General features: G+C 57.4%; 20 protein-coding genes. 13 read left to right on the forward strand and 7 right to left on the reverse strand.

Translation table 11 applies throughout. The annotated features are described in order from the left end of the window. Positions 1-13 precede the first annotated feature (13 nt). The 3 genes from KUV22_RS10950 to KUV22_RS10960 all read left to right on the forward strand — a co-directional run bounded on the left by KUV22_RS10950 (position 14) and on the right by KUV22_RS10960 (position 2695). Entirely contained in the window at positions 14-1213 is a 1200-nt protein-coding gene (locus KUV22_RS10950) for an acetyl-CoA C-acyltransferase (protein ID WP_222231056.1), read from the forward strand. A gap of 175 nt (positions 1214-1388) precedes the next feature. Beyond that, positions 1389-2252, forward strand: coding sequence for a hypothetical protein (locus KUV22_RS10955; RefSeq protein ID WP_222231058.1), 864 nt, complete (start codon positions 1389-1391; stop codon positions 2250-2252). Beyond that, positions 2246-2695, forward strand: coding sequence for a hypothetical protein (locus KUV22_RS10960; RefSeq protein WP_222231060.1), 450 nt, complete (start codon positions 2246-2248; stop codon positions 2693-2695). The genes KUV22_RS10955 and KUV22_RS10960 overlap by 7 nt, the downstream gene beginning before the upstream one ends. 26 nt (positions 2696-2721) lie before the next feature. Here the strand turns inward: KUV22_RS10960 and KUV22_RS10965 are convergent, their stop codons facing one another. Continuing rightward, positions 2722-3606 carry a YicC/YloC family endoribonuclease gene (locus KUV22_RS10965; RefSeq protein ID WP_222231062.1) on the reverse strand — a complete coding sequence of 295 codons (885 nt, stop codon included), beginning with the start codon at positions 3604-3606 and terminating at the stop codon, positions 2722-2724. A gap of 138 nt (positions 3607-3744) precedes the next feature. On the opposite strand from KUV22_RS10965, the gene rph reads away from it, so the two are divergent. Both rph and KUV22_RS10975 read left to right on the forward strand, forming a co-directional pair. Then, positions 3745-4467: a ribonuclease PH gene (rph, locus tag KUV22_RS10970; protein ID WP_222231064.1), complete on the forward strand. Its 723-nt coding sequence runs from the start codon at positions 3745-3747 to the stop codon at positions 4465-4467. 125 nt (positions 4468-4592) lie between these two features. Beyond that, positions 4593-6347, forward strand: coding sequence for a tetratricopeptide repeat protein (locus KUV22_RS10975; protein WP_222231067.1), 1755 nt, complete (start codon positions 4593-4595; stop codon positions 6345-6347). 119 nt (positions 6348-6466) lie between these two features. Here KUV22_RS10975 and KUV22_RS10980 read toward each other — a convergent pair whose 3' ends face one another. Further along, positions 6467-7234 carry an exodeoxyribonuclease III gene (locus tag KUV22_RS10980; protein ID WP_222231069.1) on the reverse strand — a complete coding sequence of 256 codons (768 nt, stop codon included), beginning with the start codon at positions 7232-7234 and terminating at the stop codon, positions 6467-6469. A 123-nt stretch (positions 7235-7357) separates the two neighbouring features. Between KUV22_RS10980 and pyrE the strand changes: the two genes are divergently transcribed. Both pyrE and KUV22_RS10990 read left to right on the forward strand, forming a co-directional pair. Beyond that, positions 7358-8014, forward strand: coding sequence for an orotate phosphoribosyltransferase (gene pyrE / locus KUV22_RS10985; RefSeq protein ID WP_222231072.1), 657 nt, complete (start codon positions 7358-7360; stop codon positions 8012-8014). A gap of 136 nt (positions 8015-8150) precedes the next feature. Beyond that, positions 8151-8747, forward strand: a complete 597-nt coding sequence (locus KUV22_RS10990; RefSeq protein WP_222231073.1) for a hypothetical protein — start codon at positions 8151-8153, stop codon at positions 8745-8747. A 24-nt stretch (positions 8748-8771) separates the two neighbouring features. Here KUV22_RS10990 and slmA read toward each other — a convergent pair whose 3' ends face one another. The 4 genes from slmA to coaBC all read right to left on the reverse strand — a co-directional run bounded on the left by slmA (position 8772) and on the right by coaBC (position 14280). After that, entirely contained in the window at positions 8772-9383 is a 612-nt protein-coding gene (gene slmA / locus KUV22_RS10995) for a nucleoid occlusion factor SlmA (RefSeq protein WP_010132085.1), read from the reverse strand. Positions 9384-9634: 251 nt separating this feature from the next. Then, positions 9635-10558, reverse strand: coding sequence for an acetylglutamate kinase (argB, locus tag KUV22_RS11000; protein ID WP_222231074.1), 924 nt, complete (start codon positions 10556-10558; stop codon positions 9635-9637). A 38-nt stretch (positions 10559-10596) separates the two neighbouring features. Continuing rightward, entirely contained in the window at positions 10597-12939 is a 2343-nt protein-coding gene (locus KUV22_RS17400; protein ID WP_315857541.1) for a phosphomannomutase/phosphoglucomutase, read from the reverse strand. 126 nt (positions 12940-13065) lie between these two features. Beyond that, positions 13066-14280, reverse strand: a complete 1215-nt coding sequence (gene coaBC, locus KUV22_RS11010; protein ID WP_222231652.1) for a bifunctional phosphopantothenoylcysteine decarboxylase/phosphopantothenate--cysteine ligase CoaBC — start codon at positions 14278-14280, stop codon at positions 13066-13068. 142 nt (positions 14281-14422) lie between these two features. On the opposite strand from coaBC, the gene radC reads away from it, so the two are divergent. From radC to KUV22_RS11040, 6 genes are all read left to right on the forward strand, one after another. Beyond that, positions 14423-15097, forward strand: coding sequence for a RadC family protein (radC, locus tag KUV22_RS11015; RefSeq protein WP_222231078.1), 675 nt, complete (start codon positions 14423-14425; stop codon positions 15095-15097). A 393-nt stretch (positions 15098-15490) separates the two neighbouring features. Next, the gene (gene rpmB / locus KUV22_RS11020) at positions 15491-15727 is read left to right on the forward strand and encodes a 50S ribosomal protein L28 (protein WP_010132080.1); all 237 of its coding nucleotides are present in this window, start codon (positions 15491-15493) and stop codon (positions 15725-15727) included. A 32-nt stretch (positions 15728-15759) separates the two neighbouring features. Continuing rightward, positions 15760-15915, forward strand: a complete 156-nt coding sequence (gene rpmG / locus KUV22_RS11025; protein WP_010132079.1) for a 50S ribosomal protein L33 — start codon at positions 15760-15762, stop codon at positions 15913-15915. 95 nt (positions 15916-16010) lie between these two features. After that, positions 16011-16826: a bifunctional DNA-formamidopyrimidine glycosylase/DNA-(apurinic or apyrimidinic site) lyase gene (mutM, locus tag KUV22_RS11030; protein WP_222231081.1), complete on the forward strand. Its 816-nt coding sequence runs from the start codon at positions 16011-16013 to the stop codon at positions 16824-16826. A 61-nt stretch (positions 16827-16887) separates the two neighbouring features. Beyond that, positions 16888-17046 carry a DUF5993 family protein gene (locus KUV22_RS11035; protein WP_222231084.1) on the forward strand — a complete coding sequence of 53 codons (159 nt, stop codon included), beginning with the start codon at positions 16888-16890 and terminating at the stop codon, positions 17044-17046. A 68-nt stretch (positions 17047-17114) separates the two neighbouring features. After that, positions 17115-17687: a disulfide bond formation protein B gene (locus tag KUV22_RS11040; protein ID WP_315857542.1), complete on the forward strand. Its 573-nt coding sequence runs from the start codon at positions 17115-17117 to the stop codon at positions 17685-17687. Position 17688: 1 nt separating this feature from the next. Here the strand turns inward: KUV22_RS11040 and sugE are convergent, their stop codons facing one another. Further along, positions 17689-18015, reverse strand: a complete 327-nt coding sequence (gene sugE, locus KUV22_RS11045; RefSeq protein ID WP_222231087.1) for a quaternary ammonium compound efflux SMR transporter SugE — start codon at positions 18013-18015, stop codon at positions 17689-17691. Positions 18016-18055: the final 40 nt, after the last annotated feature.

Raw genomic sequence — 18055 nt, forward strand, 5'->3', positions numbered from 1 at the left:
TAAAGAGCAGAGTATGCAAAGCGCCAATATTATCGACACCGTACGGATCCCCCGCGCCCGCAGTCACGCCGAGAAAGGCGCATACGCGAAAGTAAAACCCGTCGCGCTACTCGCACCGCTGTTTCACGCACTGCAAACGCGCAACGATCTGGACCCGGGTATCGTCGACGATGTACTGCTGGGTTGTTCCACCCAGAGCGGTGAGCAGGGTTCCAATATCGCCAAGATGGCCGCCATGTACGCGGGTTGGCCCGACAGTGTGCCGGGCGCCAGCATCAGCCGCTTCTGCTGTTCGGGGCTGGATGCAGTGAACACTTCTGCCGCACATATTACTGCAGGCATGGCATCGGTGGTGGTGGCCGGCGGTGTCGAGCACCTGAGCCGGGTACCGATGTTTTCCGACAAGGGTCCCTGGTATTCCGACAAGGAAGTGATGCGGGCGACGCGTTTTATGCATATGGGCCTGTCCGCCGACCTGATCGCTACCCGCGAAGGCTACAGCCGCGCACAGTTGGATGAACTGGCCCTGCAATCCCAGCAGCGCGCCGCACACGCATCGCAGGCGGGCCACTTTGCCAACGCGCTGATTCCGGTAACCGATAGCGAAGGCGAGCCAATCCTGCAGGCCGACGATGGCATACGCACAACCACTATGGAAAAGCTCTCCGCCCTGCCGGAAAGTTTCCGTGAGTTCGCGCCGCTCGCGCAGAAGCTCGTCGGCTTCACCTATCCCGGCACCGAACTCGACTGCCGGCATACCGCGGGAAATGCCCCGGCGCTGGTAGACGGCGCATCGCTGGTATTACTCGCCAGCGATAATGCCTGCGCAGAATATGGCCTAAAACCGCGCGCCAAAGTTCGCCACTTTGCCAGTGCCAGCGATGAACCAGTACAAATGCTCACCGGCCACCTGCGCGCCACCGAAAAGTTGTTGAGCACGACCGGACTTAAGCCAGAAGGTATCGATCTATGGGAAATTAACGAATCCTTTGCCGCGAGCGTACTGAAATACCAGCAGCACTTTGCGATCGATTTTGACAAGCTGAACGTCAATGGAGGTGCTATCGCCATGGGTCACCCGCTAGGTGCCACCGGTGGCATTCTTATCGGCATGTTGCTCGACGAGCTGGAGAGACGAGACCTGCAGCGCGGTCTGGTCGCTATTTGTGGTGGCGCCGGTGTGGGCGTTGCGACTCTCATTGAGAGACAATGAAAATTATCTAAGTATTCAACCTAACACATCATTGCCCGTTGGATTGCCTTGCATAATCCGTACATTCGTGCCACAAATTCTCATTGTATCGCTTTTCTTGTTTTTCTACTCTTGCGTTAAACTTCAGCGCTTTACGCTTCAGCTTTACAGCGGATAAACATGGATTTGTTTAACGATGAAAGATATGGAAAGAGATCCGATCAGAAATGGCCTCCGGCATAATTCGCACGAATTGTACGCACTTTCGCTGGATGAATTTGATCATGTTGTAGCGACCGTTGCGAAATCGCCCGAGTATTCTTCCCAACAATCTACCTGGGCGATGCTTAGGAGTGGGGTCGAGGCTGCGGCAAATTACAGTGCCACAAGCAAAGACTTGGGCATGCTGACAAAACTATTTGCCGATCTCGGATTTTCCGGAACAAAGGCATATATCAAATATTATAAAGGGCAGCCCTATGTAATATTCAAGGGCAATCCGCGACTGCGAACGATTTTTACTGGCACCAGATATGGGTTACAAAATGCCAAAGTAGTACAAATGGGAGTCGGGAAAAGTGGTGCAATTGGTGCAATGCGTAGCGGCGGGATTTTGACTGTTGTTTTGGTAAGTGCCTTTAGAATTGCAGATTACATTCTTACAGATCAAGTTACTTTGAATCAGCTGATCGGAACCTTGGCTACAGACATTATAAAAATAGGGATTGCCACGGGGGCGTCAATAATTGCCGCTGCAGGTGCAGCAGCAATATTCACTGTGGCAGTGGGACCCATTGTGGCCGCTATTGGAGTGGGGTTGCTTGTTTCTTACGGACTTTCCAGGCTGGATAACCGGTTTGAAATTACTGAGAAAGTCATTTCTGCGTTAGACGAGCTACAGCGTAAGAAAAATGCGAAAGTGGCAGATTTTAAGAAAAGTATTTCCAGCGCGGCCGGTGAATTTATCGATAGCGCTTTGGATTATGTTATCGATGAAACTAGAAGAGTCCTAATCGATACCGCGAAACATTATTTACACAGGAATATACCGCAATGGTAGCGAAAGCCGAAATATCGCAACAGACGTCACGCCCAACGGCCGCAGCTATATTGTTGGTATTTTTTTCGGTGGCGGGTATTTGTCTCATACTCCCCACCGTAGCTTTCTATCACATGATGGTAGCGATATTCCAAGCTGACAATAACGTGTTAATTGACAAGGGTGTTTATTACTTGTTTGGCGCGGGAATCGCGATGTCGTTTTTATTATTGGATGGAATTTATAATTCGCTGATTCGACAGCCAGTCCCAGGAAAAATCAAGCAAGCTGTTGGTGCGACTGCCTTACTTGGGCTGGCGCTCATTGTGATTCTACCTACTACAGTTCACTACGCTTCCGCATATCTTCTTGAGCAACGGGGTTACGAAATTTGTGAAGCAGCCTCAAGTCAGTGGTTGTTCGTGCGAGATATCGTCTACACCATCCCTGGTGCGTGCGACTGAAGATTGTCTGAACTCTTGAATAGGACTTATTCGATATTCTGCACCTGCTCGCGCATCTGCTCAATCAATACCTTTAACTCCACCGCAGCCTGAGTGGTGTCAGTTACTACCGCTTTGGATGAAAGCGTGTTCGCTTCGCGGTTGAATTCCTGCATCAGGAAGTCGAGGCGTCGGCCGATGGGGCCGCCGTTCTTGAGTACCCGACGGGTCTCGGTGATGTGAGCGTCAAGACGGTCCAGCTCTTCATCCACATCCGCTTTTTGTGCGAGCAGCGCAATTTCCTGCTCGATACGATCCTTGTCGATTTCTTCGAGCAGTTCTTCCAGCCGGGTTTTCAGTTTTTCGCGCTGGTTTTGCAGAATCTGCGGCAGCAGCGCGCGCACGGTGGTGACCTGTTCATTGATGCCGACAAGGCGTGCTTCGATAAAGCCGGCGAGTTCGGCGCCTTCGCGTTCGCGGTTATCCACAAGCTGCTTCAACGCCTGCTTGAAGCCGTCGAGGATGGCGTTGGCCTGTTCCTGCGCATCGGTTTCCGGTTCGGCAATCACCCCCGGCCACTTCAGAATTTCCATCGGATTCAGCGGCAGGCTGCCGACACCGCCAAGGCCTGGTGAGACTTGCTTGGCCGCACTCAACAGTTGCTCAACCAGCGCCTGATTCACCTCAATTGCCGCGGCCTCACCGCTGGTAGCCCTGAGGTTCAGGGTCATTTCCAGCTTGCCGCGGTTCAGGGTCTTGCGCAGCTGTTCACGTAGTTTGGGCTCCAGTGCACGGGCAGCTTCCGGCAGGCGGAAGTGTGGTTCCAGATAGCGATGGTTCACCGAGCGCATTTCCCACACCGCGGTACCGGTGGAGTAATTTACCTCGGCACGCCCGAAAGCGGTCATGCTGCGCACTTTGTTGTTGGCCATACTGCCGTGCTCCAGAAATGCTCTAATTGAGCATGAGTGATGGAAAATGAGCGGCAAATCATAGCACAGGGTGATTGTGTGCTTTGATGGCTATAATGCCGGGCTTGCAAGTTAAAGATGATTCTAAAGAGGTGAGATATGCAGCGACCAAGCGGCCGCAAACCAGAACAACTGCGCGATGTGCGCATCACCCGCAACTATACCCGCCACGCGGAGGGCTCGGTGCTGGTGGAGTTCGGCGACACCAAGGTGCTGTGTAACGCCTCTGTGGCGGCAGAAGTGCCGCGTTTTCTGCGCGGTCAGGGCAGTGGTTGGATTACTGCGGAATACGGCATGCTGCCCCGCTCTACCGGCACCCGTATGGGGCGCGAAGCGGCGCGCGGTAAACAGGGCGGACGCACCGTAGAAATTCAGCGCCTGATCGGCCGCTCACTGCGCGCGGCGGTGGACCTGGAGGCGCTTGGGGAGCACCAGATTACCCTCGACTGCGATGTTATCCAGGCAGATGGCGGCACGCGTACCGCGTCGATTACCGGTGCCTGTGTGGCGCTGGTGGATGCCATTCGCTATATGCAGCGGGAAAAAATTATCGACACCGATCCGCTGAAAAATATGGTGGCGGCAATCTCTGTGGGTATTTATGAAGGCCAGGCGGTGCTGGACCTGGACTACCCGGAGGACTCCCACGCCGATACCGATATGAATATGGTGATGGCGGAAGATGGTGGCATGATCGAGGTGCAGGGCACCGCCGAGGGCGCACCGTTTACCGAGCAGCAGTTTGCCGAGATGCTGGCGCTGGGCAAGGCGGGTATCAAGGAGCTGGTCGAGCTGCAGAAAAAGGCATTGTCCGACGCGTAACGGCGTACGTCACCGACCGTGCGCGCGTAGTTCAAAATCCGGCAGGCTTTGCCACTTCCTGTGGTGGAGCCATGCCCGGATTGTCATAGGCTTCTCTCAATCCTGTTAAACCAGTGAGAGAGCCCATGGAAAGACCCCACCTCGCTTCAGCCCTTTGTGCTTTGCTGCTACTTGCCGGGCAAAGTTTTACGCACAGCTTTGCCCAGGAAGCTGGGACCTCCACTAGCAGCGCCACCACCAGCACACCTGTGGATAAGCAGGAAGCGCGTCCCCATCACAAACATTACCGCGAGCCCGCAGGCGGCGATAAACCTTCGCCCACCGGCAGCATTGCGCCGCGCCTGCAGAACCTGGGTAAACATACCTTCCCGGTAAGCTGTGCCTCCGAGCAGGGGCAGCAGTACATCAATCAGGGCCTGAACCTGGCCTACGCATTTAACCATGCCGAAGCCGGCCGCTCGTTTCGTGAAGCGGCGCGCTTGGATCCAGACTGCGCCATGGCCTACTGGGGCCAGGCACTGGTGTTGGGACCCAACATTAATGCGCCTATGGACCCGGAAGCAGAGCCCAAGGCGCGCGAGCTGGCCCTGAAAGCGAAGTCGTTAAGCAGCGGTGTGGATAAGCGGGAGCGCGCACTGATTGATGCGCTGACTACCCGCTATACCGGTGATGCCGCGGACCGCAGCGCGGCGGATAAGAAGTATGCGGCAGCCATGGGCAAGGTCGTCGAGCAGTACCCGGATGACCTGGATATCGCCACCCTGTACGCCGAGTCGATGATGGATCTGCGCCCATGGAATTACTGGATGCGCGATGGCACTCCCTACGCGGGCACGGAAAAAATCGTCGAGTTGCTCGAACAGGTGATGGAGAAAAATCCCGAGCACCCCGGTGCTCTGCACCTGTATATCCACCTGATCGAACCCACCAATAATCCCGAGCGCGCGGAAAAGGCCGCGGATACGCTGCAAAACCTGGTCCCCGGTGCCGGGCATCTGGTACATATGCCGGCGCATATTTACCAGCGGGTGGGGCGCTATGCGGATGCGGTAAAAGCGAATGAGCGCGCGATCGCCGCGGATGAGGATTACATCACCCAGTGTCGTGCCCAGGGCATCTACCCGATGGCCTATTACCCGCACAACATTCACTTCCTGTGGTTCGCCAATACCGCGCTGGGGCGCAGCGGCAAGGCCATCGACGCGGCGAATAAAACCGCCGAGCAGATTTCCGATGAGACCCTGGAGGCGATGCCGATGCTGGCGAGCTTCCGCGTGCTGCCCTACTGGTCGCTGGCGCGCTTTGGCAAATGGGATGAGGTACTGGCACTTCCGCAACCGCCGGCGGACCCATTTCTTTCCCTCGCCTGGCACTATGTGCGCGGACTCGCGTTTGTCGCCAAGGGCCAATTGAACAAGGCACAGGAGGAGTTGGCGCAGGTGCAGAAGCTCGCCGCTGATCCGGCGCTGGACTACCCGATGTTTTCGCCCAATACCGCCAAACAGGTGCTGGCGATTGCTCCGGAGGTGCTTGCCGGCGAGCTGGCGGCCGCGCGCAAGGATTACGAGAGTGCGGTCAATCATTTGAGCCGGGCCATTTTGCTCGAGGACGGCCTGGTGTATACCGAGCCCGCCGAGTGGCACTATCCGCCGCGCCTGGCTTTGGGTGCGGTACTGCTCGAGGCTGGCCGTCCGGCCGAGGCGGAAACCGTTTACTGGCAGGATCTGGATCGGCGCCCGGACAACGGCTGGGCGCTGTTTGGATTGGCCCAGGCGCTGCGAGCGCAGGACAAAGGCGATCAGGCAGAACTGATCGAGGCGCGCTTCAACAAGGCCTGGCGGGATGCAGATGTGAAGCTGAAGGCCTCGCGTATTCGCTGACGTTACCAGCGAACAGTACCGGCGAAGACAAATAAAAAAGGGCGCTGTGAATTCTGTTCGCAGCGCCCTTTCTATGTGCCTGGTATGTGCTTGATCAGAAACGGAGCCCGCGTGAAGCGTCAGACCTCCAGGTCGTAATCCATGATCACCGGCAGGTGGCTGGAGAACTTCACGTTCTTGTTAATGGCGCCGTACTCGATCTTGTTCTTCAGGGTCTGTGACACGATCTGCATATCGGTGCGCCAGCCGTCACCCTTGCCCGCTTCACCACTGGGCCACCAGGTAAATTCGTCCGCGTCTTTTACTACCCGGCGGAAGGCATCGATATAGCCGATGTCGTTGAACAGCTGATCCAGCCAACGCTGTTCGTGACGCATAAACCCGGGAGTGTCCTGATGATCCTGCCAGTTTTGTACGTCGGCGCGGCGGTGTGCCATGCCCCAGTTTCCGCAGAAAATAAAGTCGCGGCGTTTCCTGCTGATTTTGGCCAGGTGTGCCTGCATGTCGTCAAAAAACTGTACTTTTGTTTCCAGTGAGGCCTCGTTGGTGGCCACCGGAGCCAGCAGTGAGCCGACGCTCAAGCGTTCAAAATCTGCCTGCAAATAGCGCCCGTACATGTCCACGCCGTTGGCGAAGCCCATGCCGTAAATCAGGGCTTTTGGCTGTGCGCGGGTGTAGATGGCGACACCGTTTTCATGGGGGGTGCCGGAATCGAAGAAGTAGCTGTAGTAACCGTCCGGATGAAAGATGGGATGATCCAGTTCCGGTTCCAGTGAGCGTAGATCCTGCAGACAGATGATGTCTGCGTCCTGATCTGCCAGCCAATCATATAGCCCGCGTTGTGCAGCCTGGTGCACTCCATCCACGGACAAACTCACTATTCGCATTATTAGCCCCTTACCAGCGGACTGTGTAAAATTGCAGTCGTTATTTGTCTGAACATTCTATGATTGCCGTACCCCGTTCCTTGGGGACCTTCCTTCACCTTAGCCAATAGTTATCAAATTGCCATGCAGCAGTACCAGCGAGACTTTATACAACTGGCCCTAGAGCACGATGTGCTCTGTTTCGGAGATTTTACGTTGAAATCCGGTCGCCAGAGTCCCTACTTTTTTAATGCCGGCCGTTTCCACAGCGGTGCAGCGCTTGCCGCTCTGGGCAACGCCTACGCGGAGGCGATTATTGCCTCTGGAGTGGAGTTTGATGTCATATTCGGGCCGGCCTACAAGGGCATCCCGCTGGGTGCGGTAACCGCAGTGGCGTTGGCACAGAAAGGTATCGATAAGCCCTTCTGTTACAACCGCAAAGAGGCCAAGGCCCACGGCGAGGGCGGCACCTTAGTGGGTGCGCCGCTTAAAGGCAAGGTTTTGATCATCGACGACGTGATTACGGCGGGCACCGCGGTGCGCGAAGTGATGCAGATTATCGATGATCACGGAGCGGCGCCCGCCGGTGTCGTGATCGGCCTGAACCGCCAGGAAAAGGCCAGCGATGATTCGGACCAGTCTGCGATCCAGCAAGTCGAGCAGGAATACAGCATTCCTGTGATCGGCATAGTAGAACTGGACGATATTATTACCTATCTTAAGTCTGAGGCCGCCGGTGAAGAGCTGTTACAGCGGATCATCGATTACCGCCAGAAATACGGCGTTTCCGCTGAGGGTTAGGCGGCAAAGATTACGTATTTAACCCTATGGGGCTAAAGACAAGCCGGTAGCAAAACAATTAGGGTTAACAGTGGCGCAGAAGGAAATGCGCCGCTGATCAAATAATGAACGATTGCAAAGATAAAATGAGGCAGGCGTGAAAATCGCAACTGCACTGGCGCTCGCCGGTGCTCTTCTGACAATGGAAGTCGGAGCTGCAAGCTCGGGGTGGGATGGCAAGAAGCTGTACCGCTATACCAACGAGAACGGCGTAAAGGTGCTGGACGATGTCGTGCCTCCCCGTTACGTAGCGGGTGGCTATGAGGTCCTTACCATTTCCGGGCGTGTTCTCGAGGTGGTAGAACCCGAGCTGACCGGGCCGGAACTGGCGGAGAAGGAGCGTCGCGAGGCGCAGATGGCCGCCGACCTGGCACTGCTCAAGCGCTACAACAGCGTTGCGGATATTGAATCTGCGCGCAAACGCAAACTCGCCATCGTGCAGCAGGACGTCGCGATCCTGCGCTCCAATATCAGCTCACTGAACCGCCAAATCAAAAACGAAGAGTCCGCCGCGGCGCGTATCCAGCGCAATGGGGGCACCGTTTCTGCTGAGCAGATGGAGCGAATTGGTAATCTGCGTAAAGAAGTCGACGTGGTGAACCAGCGCCTGTCGATGCGTAACAAAGAAGCGGTCGACATCAACAGCGAGTTTGATCAAGCCACAAGCCGCTACCGGGAAATTGCCGGCAAATAAGCCGGCCGCCTTCCCGTAGCTTTCTTATCCCTGCGCGGTCAGCGCACTTTCCCGGAAAAATCCTGCCACTAGTACCGGCCACTGCTCTGTCCAGTGCTCGGTCGGTTTGCGTTTGAAGCCACTGCGCACGTACTGCACGATACGGCCCTCGGCGCTGGCCAGCAGCAGGTTGGCCGCTGCGGTCAGCGGGATGGCGGGGCGCAGTTGCTCGCGCAATTCCGCCTCGCGCAAAATCTGCTTCAGCTGGGTTTCCAGGCGATCGAACAGCTGCAGGATACGGCCGTGCAGGCGCTCGGTTTCCCCGGTCAGGGCGTCGCCGGTCAGCAGGCGGGTGATACCCGGGTTGCGTTCACAGAAGGCCAGCAGCAGGTGCAGAATTTTCTGGCAGCGGGCGAGCGCATTGGGCTCGTCCTGCATGATGATCTTGATGCGGCTGAAAATGGTCTCTTCAATAAACTCGATGAGGCCTTCGAACATTTTGGATTTGCTGGGGAAGTGGCGATACAACGCCGCCTCAGAGAATCCTACCTCTTTGGCCAGCGCCGCAGTGGTAATGCGGGCGCCGGGGCTGGCTTCCAGCATATGCGCCAGCGCTTGCAGGATTTGTTGGCGCCGATTGATTTTTTCGCTGCTCATGAACTGCCTTTGCCCGGAATATTCAGCCGGGATCTGATTTTGTTGTTGTGCCGGTATTGTGTTGTTTGTCTGGCTTGGCAGCGTGATGGGGTGTCAGAAGCCCGCGACTTTTTTGATAAAAGTTTTATTCGCTGAAAGCCAGTAGGCCGGCGCCAGAATCGTAACGATTCGGCGCCGGGGCATCAATTGTTAGTGACCGTTAACACTCGTTATGTGAACCGGGTCACGTCGCAATTTGTGCATTTTTCCGTCTATTCAACGCATAAATTGGCGTTGGTGATCAGGGTGCCCACGCCGGTGTCGGTGAAAATTTCCAGCAGTACCGCGTGGGGTACGCGCCCGTCGATAATGTGTGCCGAGGTTACGCCGGCTTTCACCGCGTCCAGCGCACAGGCGATTTTCGGCAGCATACCGCCGTAGATAGTGCCATCGGCGATCAGCCCGTCCACTTCCAGGGTGGAAAGGCCGGTAAGCACCTCGCCCTGCTTGTCCTGCAGACCGGCCACGTTGGTGAGCAGCATCAGTTTTTCTGCTTTCAGGTATTCGGCAATTTTGCCTGCGACCAGGTCTGCGTTGATGTTGTAGGACTCGCCATCCCTGCCCACACCAATCGGCGCAATCACCGGGATAAAGTCGCTGTTGATCAGCATGTCGATCACATCGGTATCGACACTTTCCACTTCGCCGACATGGCCGATATCAATGATTTCCGACGCGTGCAGGCCGGCGGCATCTTCTTTGGTGCCATTGTCGCGCGACAGTTTTTTCGCGCGAATCAGCAGGCCATCCTTACCGGTGACGCCCACCGCGCGGCCGCCGTTTTTATTGATCAGGTTAACGATCTGTTTGTTCACGGTGCCGCCGAGCACCATTTCCACCACGTCCATGGTTTCGCTGTCGGTCACGCGCATGCCGTCGACAAAGCGCGATTCGATACTGAGCTTGTTCAGCAGGTCGCCGATCTGCGGCCCGCCACCGTGTACCACCACCGGGTTCATGCCCACCAGCTTCATCAGGATCACATCGCGGGCGAAGCTGTTCTGCAGCTCCTCATCCACCATGGCGTTGCCGCCAAACTTGACCACTACGGTCTTGCCAATAAAGCGCTGAATATAGGGCAGCGCCTCATTGAGTACCTGGGCGACGCGCAGGGCAGATTTCTGATCCAGTGACATAGCGTTTTCCTTACTGCTGTGGGGCAACCCGCTGGTACTTAAGGCAGTACCAGGGCGGGATCAATCTTTTGAAGTTGTTGGCCAACCAGCTCGCGGATACGTGCGAGGGCGGCCTCATCGTCGGCTTCGAAGCGCAGGGTCAGTGCAGCGGTAGTGTTGGAGGCGCGCACCAGGCCCCAGCCATCGGCAAACTCGATACGCAGGCCGTCGATGGTGTTGAGATCCGCCTGACCAAAGGTACCCTCGTTGCGCAGGCGTTCGATCAGCGCGAACTTATCGGCCTCTGCCACCGGCAACAAAATTTCTGGGGTATTTACCATTTTTGGTAGCGAGTCGAGCAGCTCGTCGAGGGTCTGCTCGCGCAGGGCCATAATTTCGAGAATACGTGCGGCGGCGTAAATGCCGTCGTCGAAACCGTACCAGCGGTCCTTGATAAAGATATGCCCGGACAGCTCGCCACCGAGCAGCGCGCCGGTTTCCAGCATTTTGGCCTTCATCGGTGCGTGGCCGGTCTTCCACATCACCGGGCGGCCGCCATACTGGGTCACGAGGTCGGCCAGTGCGCGTGAGCTTTTCACGTCGAACACGACATCCGAGCCCGGGTTGCGCGCCAGAATATCCCGTGCCAGCAGCATCACCAGCTGATCCGCCCATACGATACGGCCGCTTGAGGTCACCAGGGTCACACGGTCGCCGTCGCCATCGAGTGCGATGCCGAGGTCGGCTCCTTCGCCTTTTACTGCGGTAATCAGGTCCTGCAGGTTTTCTGGGCGCGATGGGTCGGGTGCGTGGTTGGGGAAGTTGCCATCCACTTCGCAATAGAGGGTATCTACCGCACAGCCCAGTTGCTCGAACAATTCCGGTGCCAGTTCCGAGGTGGCGCCGTTGCCCGCATCGATCACCACGTGTGGCTGGCCGGCGAGCGCGACATCATTGAAGATTTCATCGATGTAGGTATCGCGGATATCCTGCTGGCTGTTGCTGGATTCACCGGAGGCAAACTGACCGGATAGCATTAATGCGCGCAGATCCTGCAGCTTGTCGTCTGCTAGCGAGCGGCCGTCCATTACAATTTTGAAACCGTTGTACTCTGCGGGGTTGTGGCTCGCGGTCACCATTATGCCACTGTTGGCATTCTTGCCTTTGGAGCAAGCGAAATACAGCACGGGCGAAGGCACCAGCCCCAGATCCACCGCGTTACAGCCACTTTCGAGAATGCCTTCGATCAGGCAGTCTCTCAGCAGCTCGCTGCTGTTGCGGCCGTCGCGGCCCACCAGCAAGAGTTGTTGTCCGGCCTGCAGGGCAATGGTGCCCAGCGCGCGACCCAGCTGGTAAGCAAACGGCTCATTAATTTCTTCACCCGCGATACCGCGGATATCGTAAGCGCGGAATACGTGGGCCGGGATTTCGGTGCTCGGTGTGCGCATCAGGTCGTGGGCAGAGGCCTGCTCGACCTTGGGTGCGCTGGGTGCCGGCGCCGAGGCCACCGCAGTGGTGGCACTTTCAGCTGCAGACTTGGGCGCGTCGAGATCCTCTTTGCGCAGGCCTTTTTGTGCAGCGCCTTTTTTCTTGCTGCGTCCGGCCTGCTCCCAAGGTGCGGCACCGCCATCGGCGGGCAACATTTTCCACAAGCCAAACAGCGTTGCCCCGAGGCCGATCAAGGCCAGGGCAAATAGCCACACTGGTGAAATACTGTGTGCGCCGGCAAAAGTGGCTGAAGGGGTAAATGAGACTTTCAGGTAGCTTCCGGCAACCGGGGCTGACACCGAGTCGCCGGCACTCCCCTGGGTGGGGGAATTCCACAATGGGCTCGCGGGTCCGTCGGGGAACTGTTGCGCCACACGGACGTTGCCCGGTGAGGTGTCCAGTTCCGACAGTGCACGTTCAAACACACCAAATGGCTGGGCAATCAGCAGCGCGCCGTCTTGCTCTGGTTGTGCGCTAAACAGTTGCCACTGATTATCGCTACCGCGCAGGAATTCGGGTTTTTGTTGGTCGCCCTGCTGGCTGCGTTTTAGCAGGTCCACCTGCGCAAAATTGAGTGGCGGATTGCCGACACCCGCATACAGCTCTGCTGCGGTGAAGTATTGCACCGCCCCCTGCGGGACCACATTGGTGCCCATGCGCGTAGAGGATTTTTGCTGCGGGTTCAACTTGGCCAATTGCTGCTGGCGCTGGCTGAAAAACCCTTGCAGCTGTTCGGCATAGCCATTGGCTGTTTGTTGCGACGCCTCGCGCACGCTGGCTTGGTTGTACGCCTGTAGTACGTTGGTGTTCAGCAGATGTGCACCGCCGAGCCAAACGGCGGCAGCCAGCAGCGCAGGTAATGTCAGCCCGCTGTGCCACAGTGGCTTATTTTCTGTTTGTGCTTTTACAGCCACGATTTTCAGTCTCCTAGTCTTTCCAGACCAGCCCCCGGACCGGTTCAGTTATTCTGAATCTTGTTCGGCCACTCCCGTGATGTGGCCGCGCGTTGTTGTGTCGTTATTATTTTGAGTAATTCTTTTTTATGTACTCGGAAAAGCGCGCTTGGCAATCCGCCCGATCAGTTCCGCTGCCAGTTCGGTTTTTAGTGCAGCGGGCAGCAGTGTTTCGCCGGCGTTATCGATAATCACCACCTGATTACGGTCGCTGTTAAATCCGCCGGCAGGGTCGCTCACATCGTTTGCCACAATCATGTCGAGGTTCTTGCGCGCAAGCTTGCCCTTGGCATGCTCGATGACCTTCTCGGTTTCTGCGGCAAAGCCCACCACAAATGGGCGCTTGCTTTTGCGTGCAGCGATGGTGGCGACGATATCCGGGTTTTTCACCAGGCTCAGTACGTCGCTGTCATTGCCGTCTTCTTTCTTAATCTTTTGCTCCGCCACAATCGCCGGGCGGAAATCCACTACCGCAGCGGCGGCAATAAACAGGTCGCTGTCATCCGCCGCCTGCTCGGCAGCGGCGAGCATATCGTCGGTGCTCACAACATCCACGCGGGTGACGCCCGCGGGTGTGTCCAACCGCACCGGGCCGGCGATCAGGGTAACTTCGGCACCGGCGCGCGCTGCTGCGGCGGCGATGGCGAAGCCCATTTTTCCGGAGCTGTGGTTGCTCAGGTAACGCACCGGGTCCAGCGCTTCACGCGTGGGGCCGGCGGTAATGGTGACTTTCTTGCCGGCGAGCACTTGCTCGGGCACGAGGAAATCTACTAGCCCGTCGACAATATCCAGTGGCTCCAGCATGCGTCCCGGGCCCACATCGCCACAGGCCTGGCTGCCGGCATCCGGGCCCAACAGGGTGACACCGCGGCTTTGCAGGGTTTCGGCGTTGGCCAGGGTGGCGGGGTGGCGCCACATGGCCTGGTTCATGGCCGGTGCCAGTACCAGGGGTGCTTCGGTTGCCAGACACAGGGTGGTCAGCAGGTCGTCGGCCATGCCGGCGGCGAGCCGTGCCATAACGCTGGCGCTGGCCGGTGCAACCAAGATGACGTCGGCCCACTTGGCCAGCTCAATATGCCCCATGGCTGCTTCGGCGGCCGGGTCCAACAGGTGCGTGTGCACCGGATTGCTGGACAGCGCCTGGAACGTCAGCGGGCGCACAAACTCCTGGGCGCCGGCAGTCATGACCACGCGCACGGTGGCACCGCGATCCTGGAGCCTGCGTACCAGGTCGGCGCTTTTGTAGGCGGCGATACCGCCGGAGACACCAAGCAGTATCCGTTTGTCGGCCAGTGAGGGCATATTCTGGGTTTCCGAAACGCTGGGAACACGTAAGATTACCATTTTAGCGCCGCGGACCATATGGTCACGAGTTTGCTATTGCGGGCTTGCAGGGGAAGCGAGCATTTACTTTTTGTTTTGGGCGATTACCCAGGGAGGGGAAATGGCGATTACCGACTGGCCGGCGGAGGAGCGGCCGCGGGAAAAGTTGCTGGCCAAGGGTGCGGCGGCGCTGTCTGATGCGGAGCTGCTGGCGATCTTTCTGCGCACCGGCTTGCCGGGTGTGTCGGCGGTGGATCTGGCGCGGCAGCTGCTGAGCGACTTTGGCGGGCTACGGCCGTTGCTGGAGGCGGAGCGCAAGGCTTTCTGTGCGGGCAAGGGCCTGGGCGATGCCAAGTATGTGCAGTTGCAGGCGGTACTGGAGATGGGCCGGCGCCATCTGGCGGAGGACCTGCGGCGTACGGATGCGCTCACCAGTCCGCAGGCGGTGCGTGACTATCTGGCCGCACAATTGCGCCATCGCACCCGCGAAGTGTTCTGCTGCCTGTTTCTGGATAGCCAGCACCGAGTGATCGCCTTTGATGAGCTGTTTGAGGGCACGCTGAACGCGGCCAGTGTTTATCCCCGTGAGGTGGTGCAGGCAGCGCTTGCCAGGGGCGCTGCTGCGGTAATCCTTGCCCACAACCACCCATCTGGCGTCAGTGAGCCTAGTCAGGCAGATATCCATATTACCGGGCGGCTTAAAGATGCCTTGGCATTGGTGGATGTCCGGGTTTTGGACCATCTGATTGTTGGTGAGGGAGCCGGGTGTTCTTTTGCGGAACGCGGATTGCTCTGAGGCCTACTGGGCTTCGTATCGAATATCCGTGGCGGTCGGGTGCTGGGTGCGGCTTTTCAGGACCGCTGTGAATACATCCCTGTACGCTTCGTCGGCAACATCCATGTTGCCGACGATCCTGAAAAGCCGCACCCAGCACCCGACCTTCTCGCCAGACCGATATACTCACTTACAGACGTGAGAAGGTGGGATTGGTGCCATTGACCCAAAGTGGCCGCCCGGACAGCAAAAAAGCTGGTTAAAACTTGCCCCACCTAGGGGGTTCTGGTATAAAACGCCGCTCTTTGCGGCCGGGCCAGATTCTGTACAGATCCCGCGGTCGCGCTGGATACCGAATTTTGCATTTGCCCCGCCTTGAGCTGAGGGCACGAGAGTTTTTAAGAGGCCAATCAGATGTCCAAGGTATGTCAGGTAACCGGTAAGCGCCCGGTAACCGGAAACAACGTTTCTCACGCCAAAAACCGCACCAAGCGTCGCTTCGTGCCGAACCTGCAGTCCCACCGTTTCTGGGTGGAAGCAGAGAAGCGCTTCGTGAAACTGCGTGTTTCTACTAAAGGTATGCGCATTATCGATAAAAAAGGTATCGATACTGTACTGGCAGAGCTGCGCAAGCGCGGCGAGAAAGTTTAATAGCTGCTTAATAGCAGATTGGAGATAGAACAATGCGTGACAAGATTCGCCTGAATTCCAGCGCCGGCACCGGCCACTTCTACACCACTGACAAGAACAAGCGCACCATGCCTGAGAAAATGGAGATCAAAAAGTACGATCCCGTTGCTCGTAAGCATGTGATGTACAAGGAAGGCAAAATCAAGTAATTGATTGCCTGACTGTTCGTGAAAAAGCCCGGTTCTCCGGGCTTTTTTGTGCCCGCAAGAAACAAATAAACTCTGATGCGAAGGCTTCGCTACCAATGCCAGAACTCCCAGAAGTAGAAACCACCAAGCGCGGATTGGCGCCCCATCTGGAGGGGCGTAAGGTAAAGCAGTGCGAAATTCGCCAACACAGCCTGCGCTGGCCGGTGGATGCTGACTTTGCCGAGAAGATCTGCGGCGCGCGTATCCAGCGACTGGATCGCCGTGCAAAGTACCTGCTGGTGGAGACTGACAAGGGGCTGGCCATCTGGCACCTGGGTATGTCCGGTAGCCTGCGTATTGTTGAAGGCAGTGAGCCGCCGCAAAAGCACGATCATATCGACTGGCTGCTCGACAGTGGCCAGCGACTGCGCTTCCACGACCCGCGCCGTTTCGGCGCGCTGCTGTGGACTACCGACGACATCGCCGATCACGAGCTGATTACCCACCTCGGGCCCGAGCCCCTCGGCGACGATTTCCACGCGGACTATCTGTTCAATGCCTCCCGCGGCCGTAAGGCCCCGGTAAAGACATTCATCATGGATGGTCGCATCGTCGTCGGCGTGGGCAACATCTACGCCTCCGAAGCCTTGTTTATGGCTGGAATCCGCCCACAAACGCCTGCCGGCAAGATTTCCCGTGCCCGTTACGAACGATTGGTGGAAGCGATCAAGGAGGTGCTGGCCTTTGCCATCCAGCAGGGTGGGACGACGCTCAGAGACTTTGTCGGCGGTGACGGCAAGCCGGGCTATTTCGCCCAGAAGCTCAATGTTTACGGTCGCACCGGCGAGCCCTGTCGCCGCTGCCCCGGCACCATTCGCGAGCAGGTTATCGGCCAGCGCAACACCTTCTTCTGCCCCCGTTGTCAGCGCTGATTGGGAATTCGTTTGCGCTCACCCTAAATTTGAGTCCGATGTTCCAATCGGGTTTGAATCCATGATCATTGTGTTGCCTTTTCTCACGGCGCTGATCTCCGCCTGGTTCACCTGGCGCGGGCACCGGGCTAGCGCGATGGGCTGGTGGGCGATTACCGCCGCCATCTATGTCGCCTGGTGTTTCTACCATATGACCACCCCCCTGAAGATTTCCCTTTGAGTCTTGTTTTGCCCCTTTGGGGCGAAACCTGCTTAGGCCCTGTTAGGCTCGTTTAGGAGAGTTGCGCTGTGATTCACCATCTTTTCGGCCTGCGCCGCTGGACCGACTGCCTCAATGCCCTCGCTCTGGTGGGGGTGAGTGGCGTTCTCTGGTTCGCCTTTCTCTGGCAAATCGTCTACCACGATCTGCCCTGCCCCCTGTGTCTGCTACAGCGGGTGGCGTTTACGATGGTTGGGATCGGCTTGATGCTGAATGTGTGCTTTGGCAGCCGCCCGGCACATTACGGCATTACGATACTGTCTGCCCTCGCCGGCATGGTGTCTTCCGCGCGGCAGGTTTTGTTGCATATCGCTCCCGGCGACCCGGGTTACGGCATGCCGTTTTTGGGGCTGCATTTTTATACCTGGGCGCTGATCGCGTTCTTTTTGCTGGCCCTGTATCTCGGCGTTTTGTTAATGCTGGATGGGATGAAGCAGAAGGACGCGGCGGATATTCCGCGCAGCCCCGGCTGGTTGGGTAACCTTGGGGTGTACAGTTTTCTGGTGATCCTGCTGGTTATGTTCGTCGCCACCCTGCTGGAGTGTGGCCTGGGCCCCTGCCCGGATGACCCCACCGATTACCTGTGGATCCCGGGCAAATAACTCAGCCGGGTGAAAACAGTTTGAGTCCGGCGATGCCCGCGACGATCAGGCCGATACACAGCAGGCGCGGCAGGGCGGTGGATTCGGCAAACAGAATGATGCCAAGGATGGCGGTACCCACCGCGCCGATGCCGGTCCACACGGCGTAGCCGGTGCCCACCGGAATGGTCTTCAATGCCTGCGACAGAAAATAAAAGCTCGCGATCATCGCAATCACGGTGAGCACACTGGGTATGGGCTTGCTGAAGCCCTGGGTGTATTTGAGGCCGATGGCCCAACCCACTTCCAGCAGGCCCGCAATCACCAAAAAGAACCACGGATTTGTCATCGTTACTTCCTTGTGAAGTGTTCGGCTTGTGGAGTGTTCG

The sequence above is a fragment of the Microbulbifer agarilyticus genome (assembly GCF_019800665.1).
In the GTDB taxonomy this organism is placed as follows: domain Bacteria; phylum Pseudomonadota; class Gammaproteobacteria; order Pseudomonadales; family Cellvibrionaceae; genus Microbulbifer; species Microbulbifer agarilyticus_C.

Bases quoted from the DNA above. Each gene is read 5' to 3' on its own strand.
- KUV22_RS10950 (WP_222231056.1), top strand. From the start codon at position 14: ATGCAAAGCGCCAATATTATCGACACCGTACGGATCCCCCGCGCCCGC.
- KUV22_RS10955 (WP_222231058.1), top strand. From the start codon at position 1,389: ATGAAAGATATGGAAAGAGATCCGATCAGAAATGGCCTCCGGCATAAT.
- KUV22_RS10960 (WP_222231060.1), top strand. From the start codon at position 2,246: ATGGTAGCGAAAGCCGAAATATCGCAACAGACGTCACGCCCAACGGCC.
- KUV22_RS10965 (WP_222231062.1), bottom strand. From the start codon at position 3,606: ATGGCCAACAACAAAGTGCGCAGCATGACCGCTTTCGGGCGTGCCGAG.
- rph (WP_222231064.1), top strand. From the start codon at position 3,745: ATGCAGCGACCAAGCGGCCGCAAACCAGAACAACTGCGCGATGTGCGC.
- KUV22_RS10975 (WP_222231067.1), top strand. From the start codon at position 4,593: ATGGAAAGACCCCACCTCGCTTCAGCCCTTTGTGCTTTGCTGCTACTT.
- KUV22_RS10980 (WP_222231069.1), bottom strand. From the start codon at position 7,234: ATGCGAATAGTGAGTTTGTCCGTGGATGGAGTGCACCAGGCTGCACAA.
- pyrE (WP_222231072.1), top strand. From the start codon at position 7,358: ATGCAGCAGTACCAGCGAGACTTTATACAACTGGCCCTAGAGCACGAT.
- slmA (WP_010132085.1), bottom strand. From the start codon at position 9,383: ATGAGCAGCGAAAAAATCAATCGGCGCCAACAAATCCTGCAAGCGCTG.
- argB (WP_222231074.1), bottom strand. From the start codon at position 10,558: ATGTCACTGGATCAGAAATCTGCCCTGCGCGTCGCCCAGGTACTCAAT.
- coaBC (WP_222231652.1), bottom strand. From the start codon at position 14,280: ATGCCCTCACTGGCCGACAAACGGATACTGCTTGGTGTCTCCGGCGGT.
- radC (WP_222231078.1), top strand. From the start codon at position 14,423: ATGGCGATTACCGACTGGCCGGCGGAGGAGCGGCCGCGGGAAAAGTTG.
- rpmB (WP_010132080.1), top strand. From the start codon at position 15,491: ATGTCCAAGGTATGTCAGGTAACCGGTAAGCGCCCGGTAACCGGAAAC.
- rpmG (WP_010132079.1), top strand. From the start codon at position 15,760: ATGCGTGACAAGATTCGCCTGAATTCCAGCGCCGGCACCGGCCACTTC.
- mutM (WP_222231081.1), top strand. From the start codon at position 16,011: ATGCCAGAACTCCCAGAAGTAGAAACCACCAAGCGCGGATTGGCGCCC.
- KUV22_RS11035 (WP_222231084.1), top strand. From the start codon at position 16,888: ATGATCATTGTGTTGCCTTTTCTCACGGCGCTGATCTCCGCCTGGTTC.
- sugE (WP_222231087.1), bottom strand. From the start codon at position 18,015: ATGACAAATCCGTGGTTCTTTTTGGTGATTGCGGGCCTGCTGGAAGTG.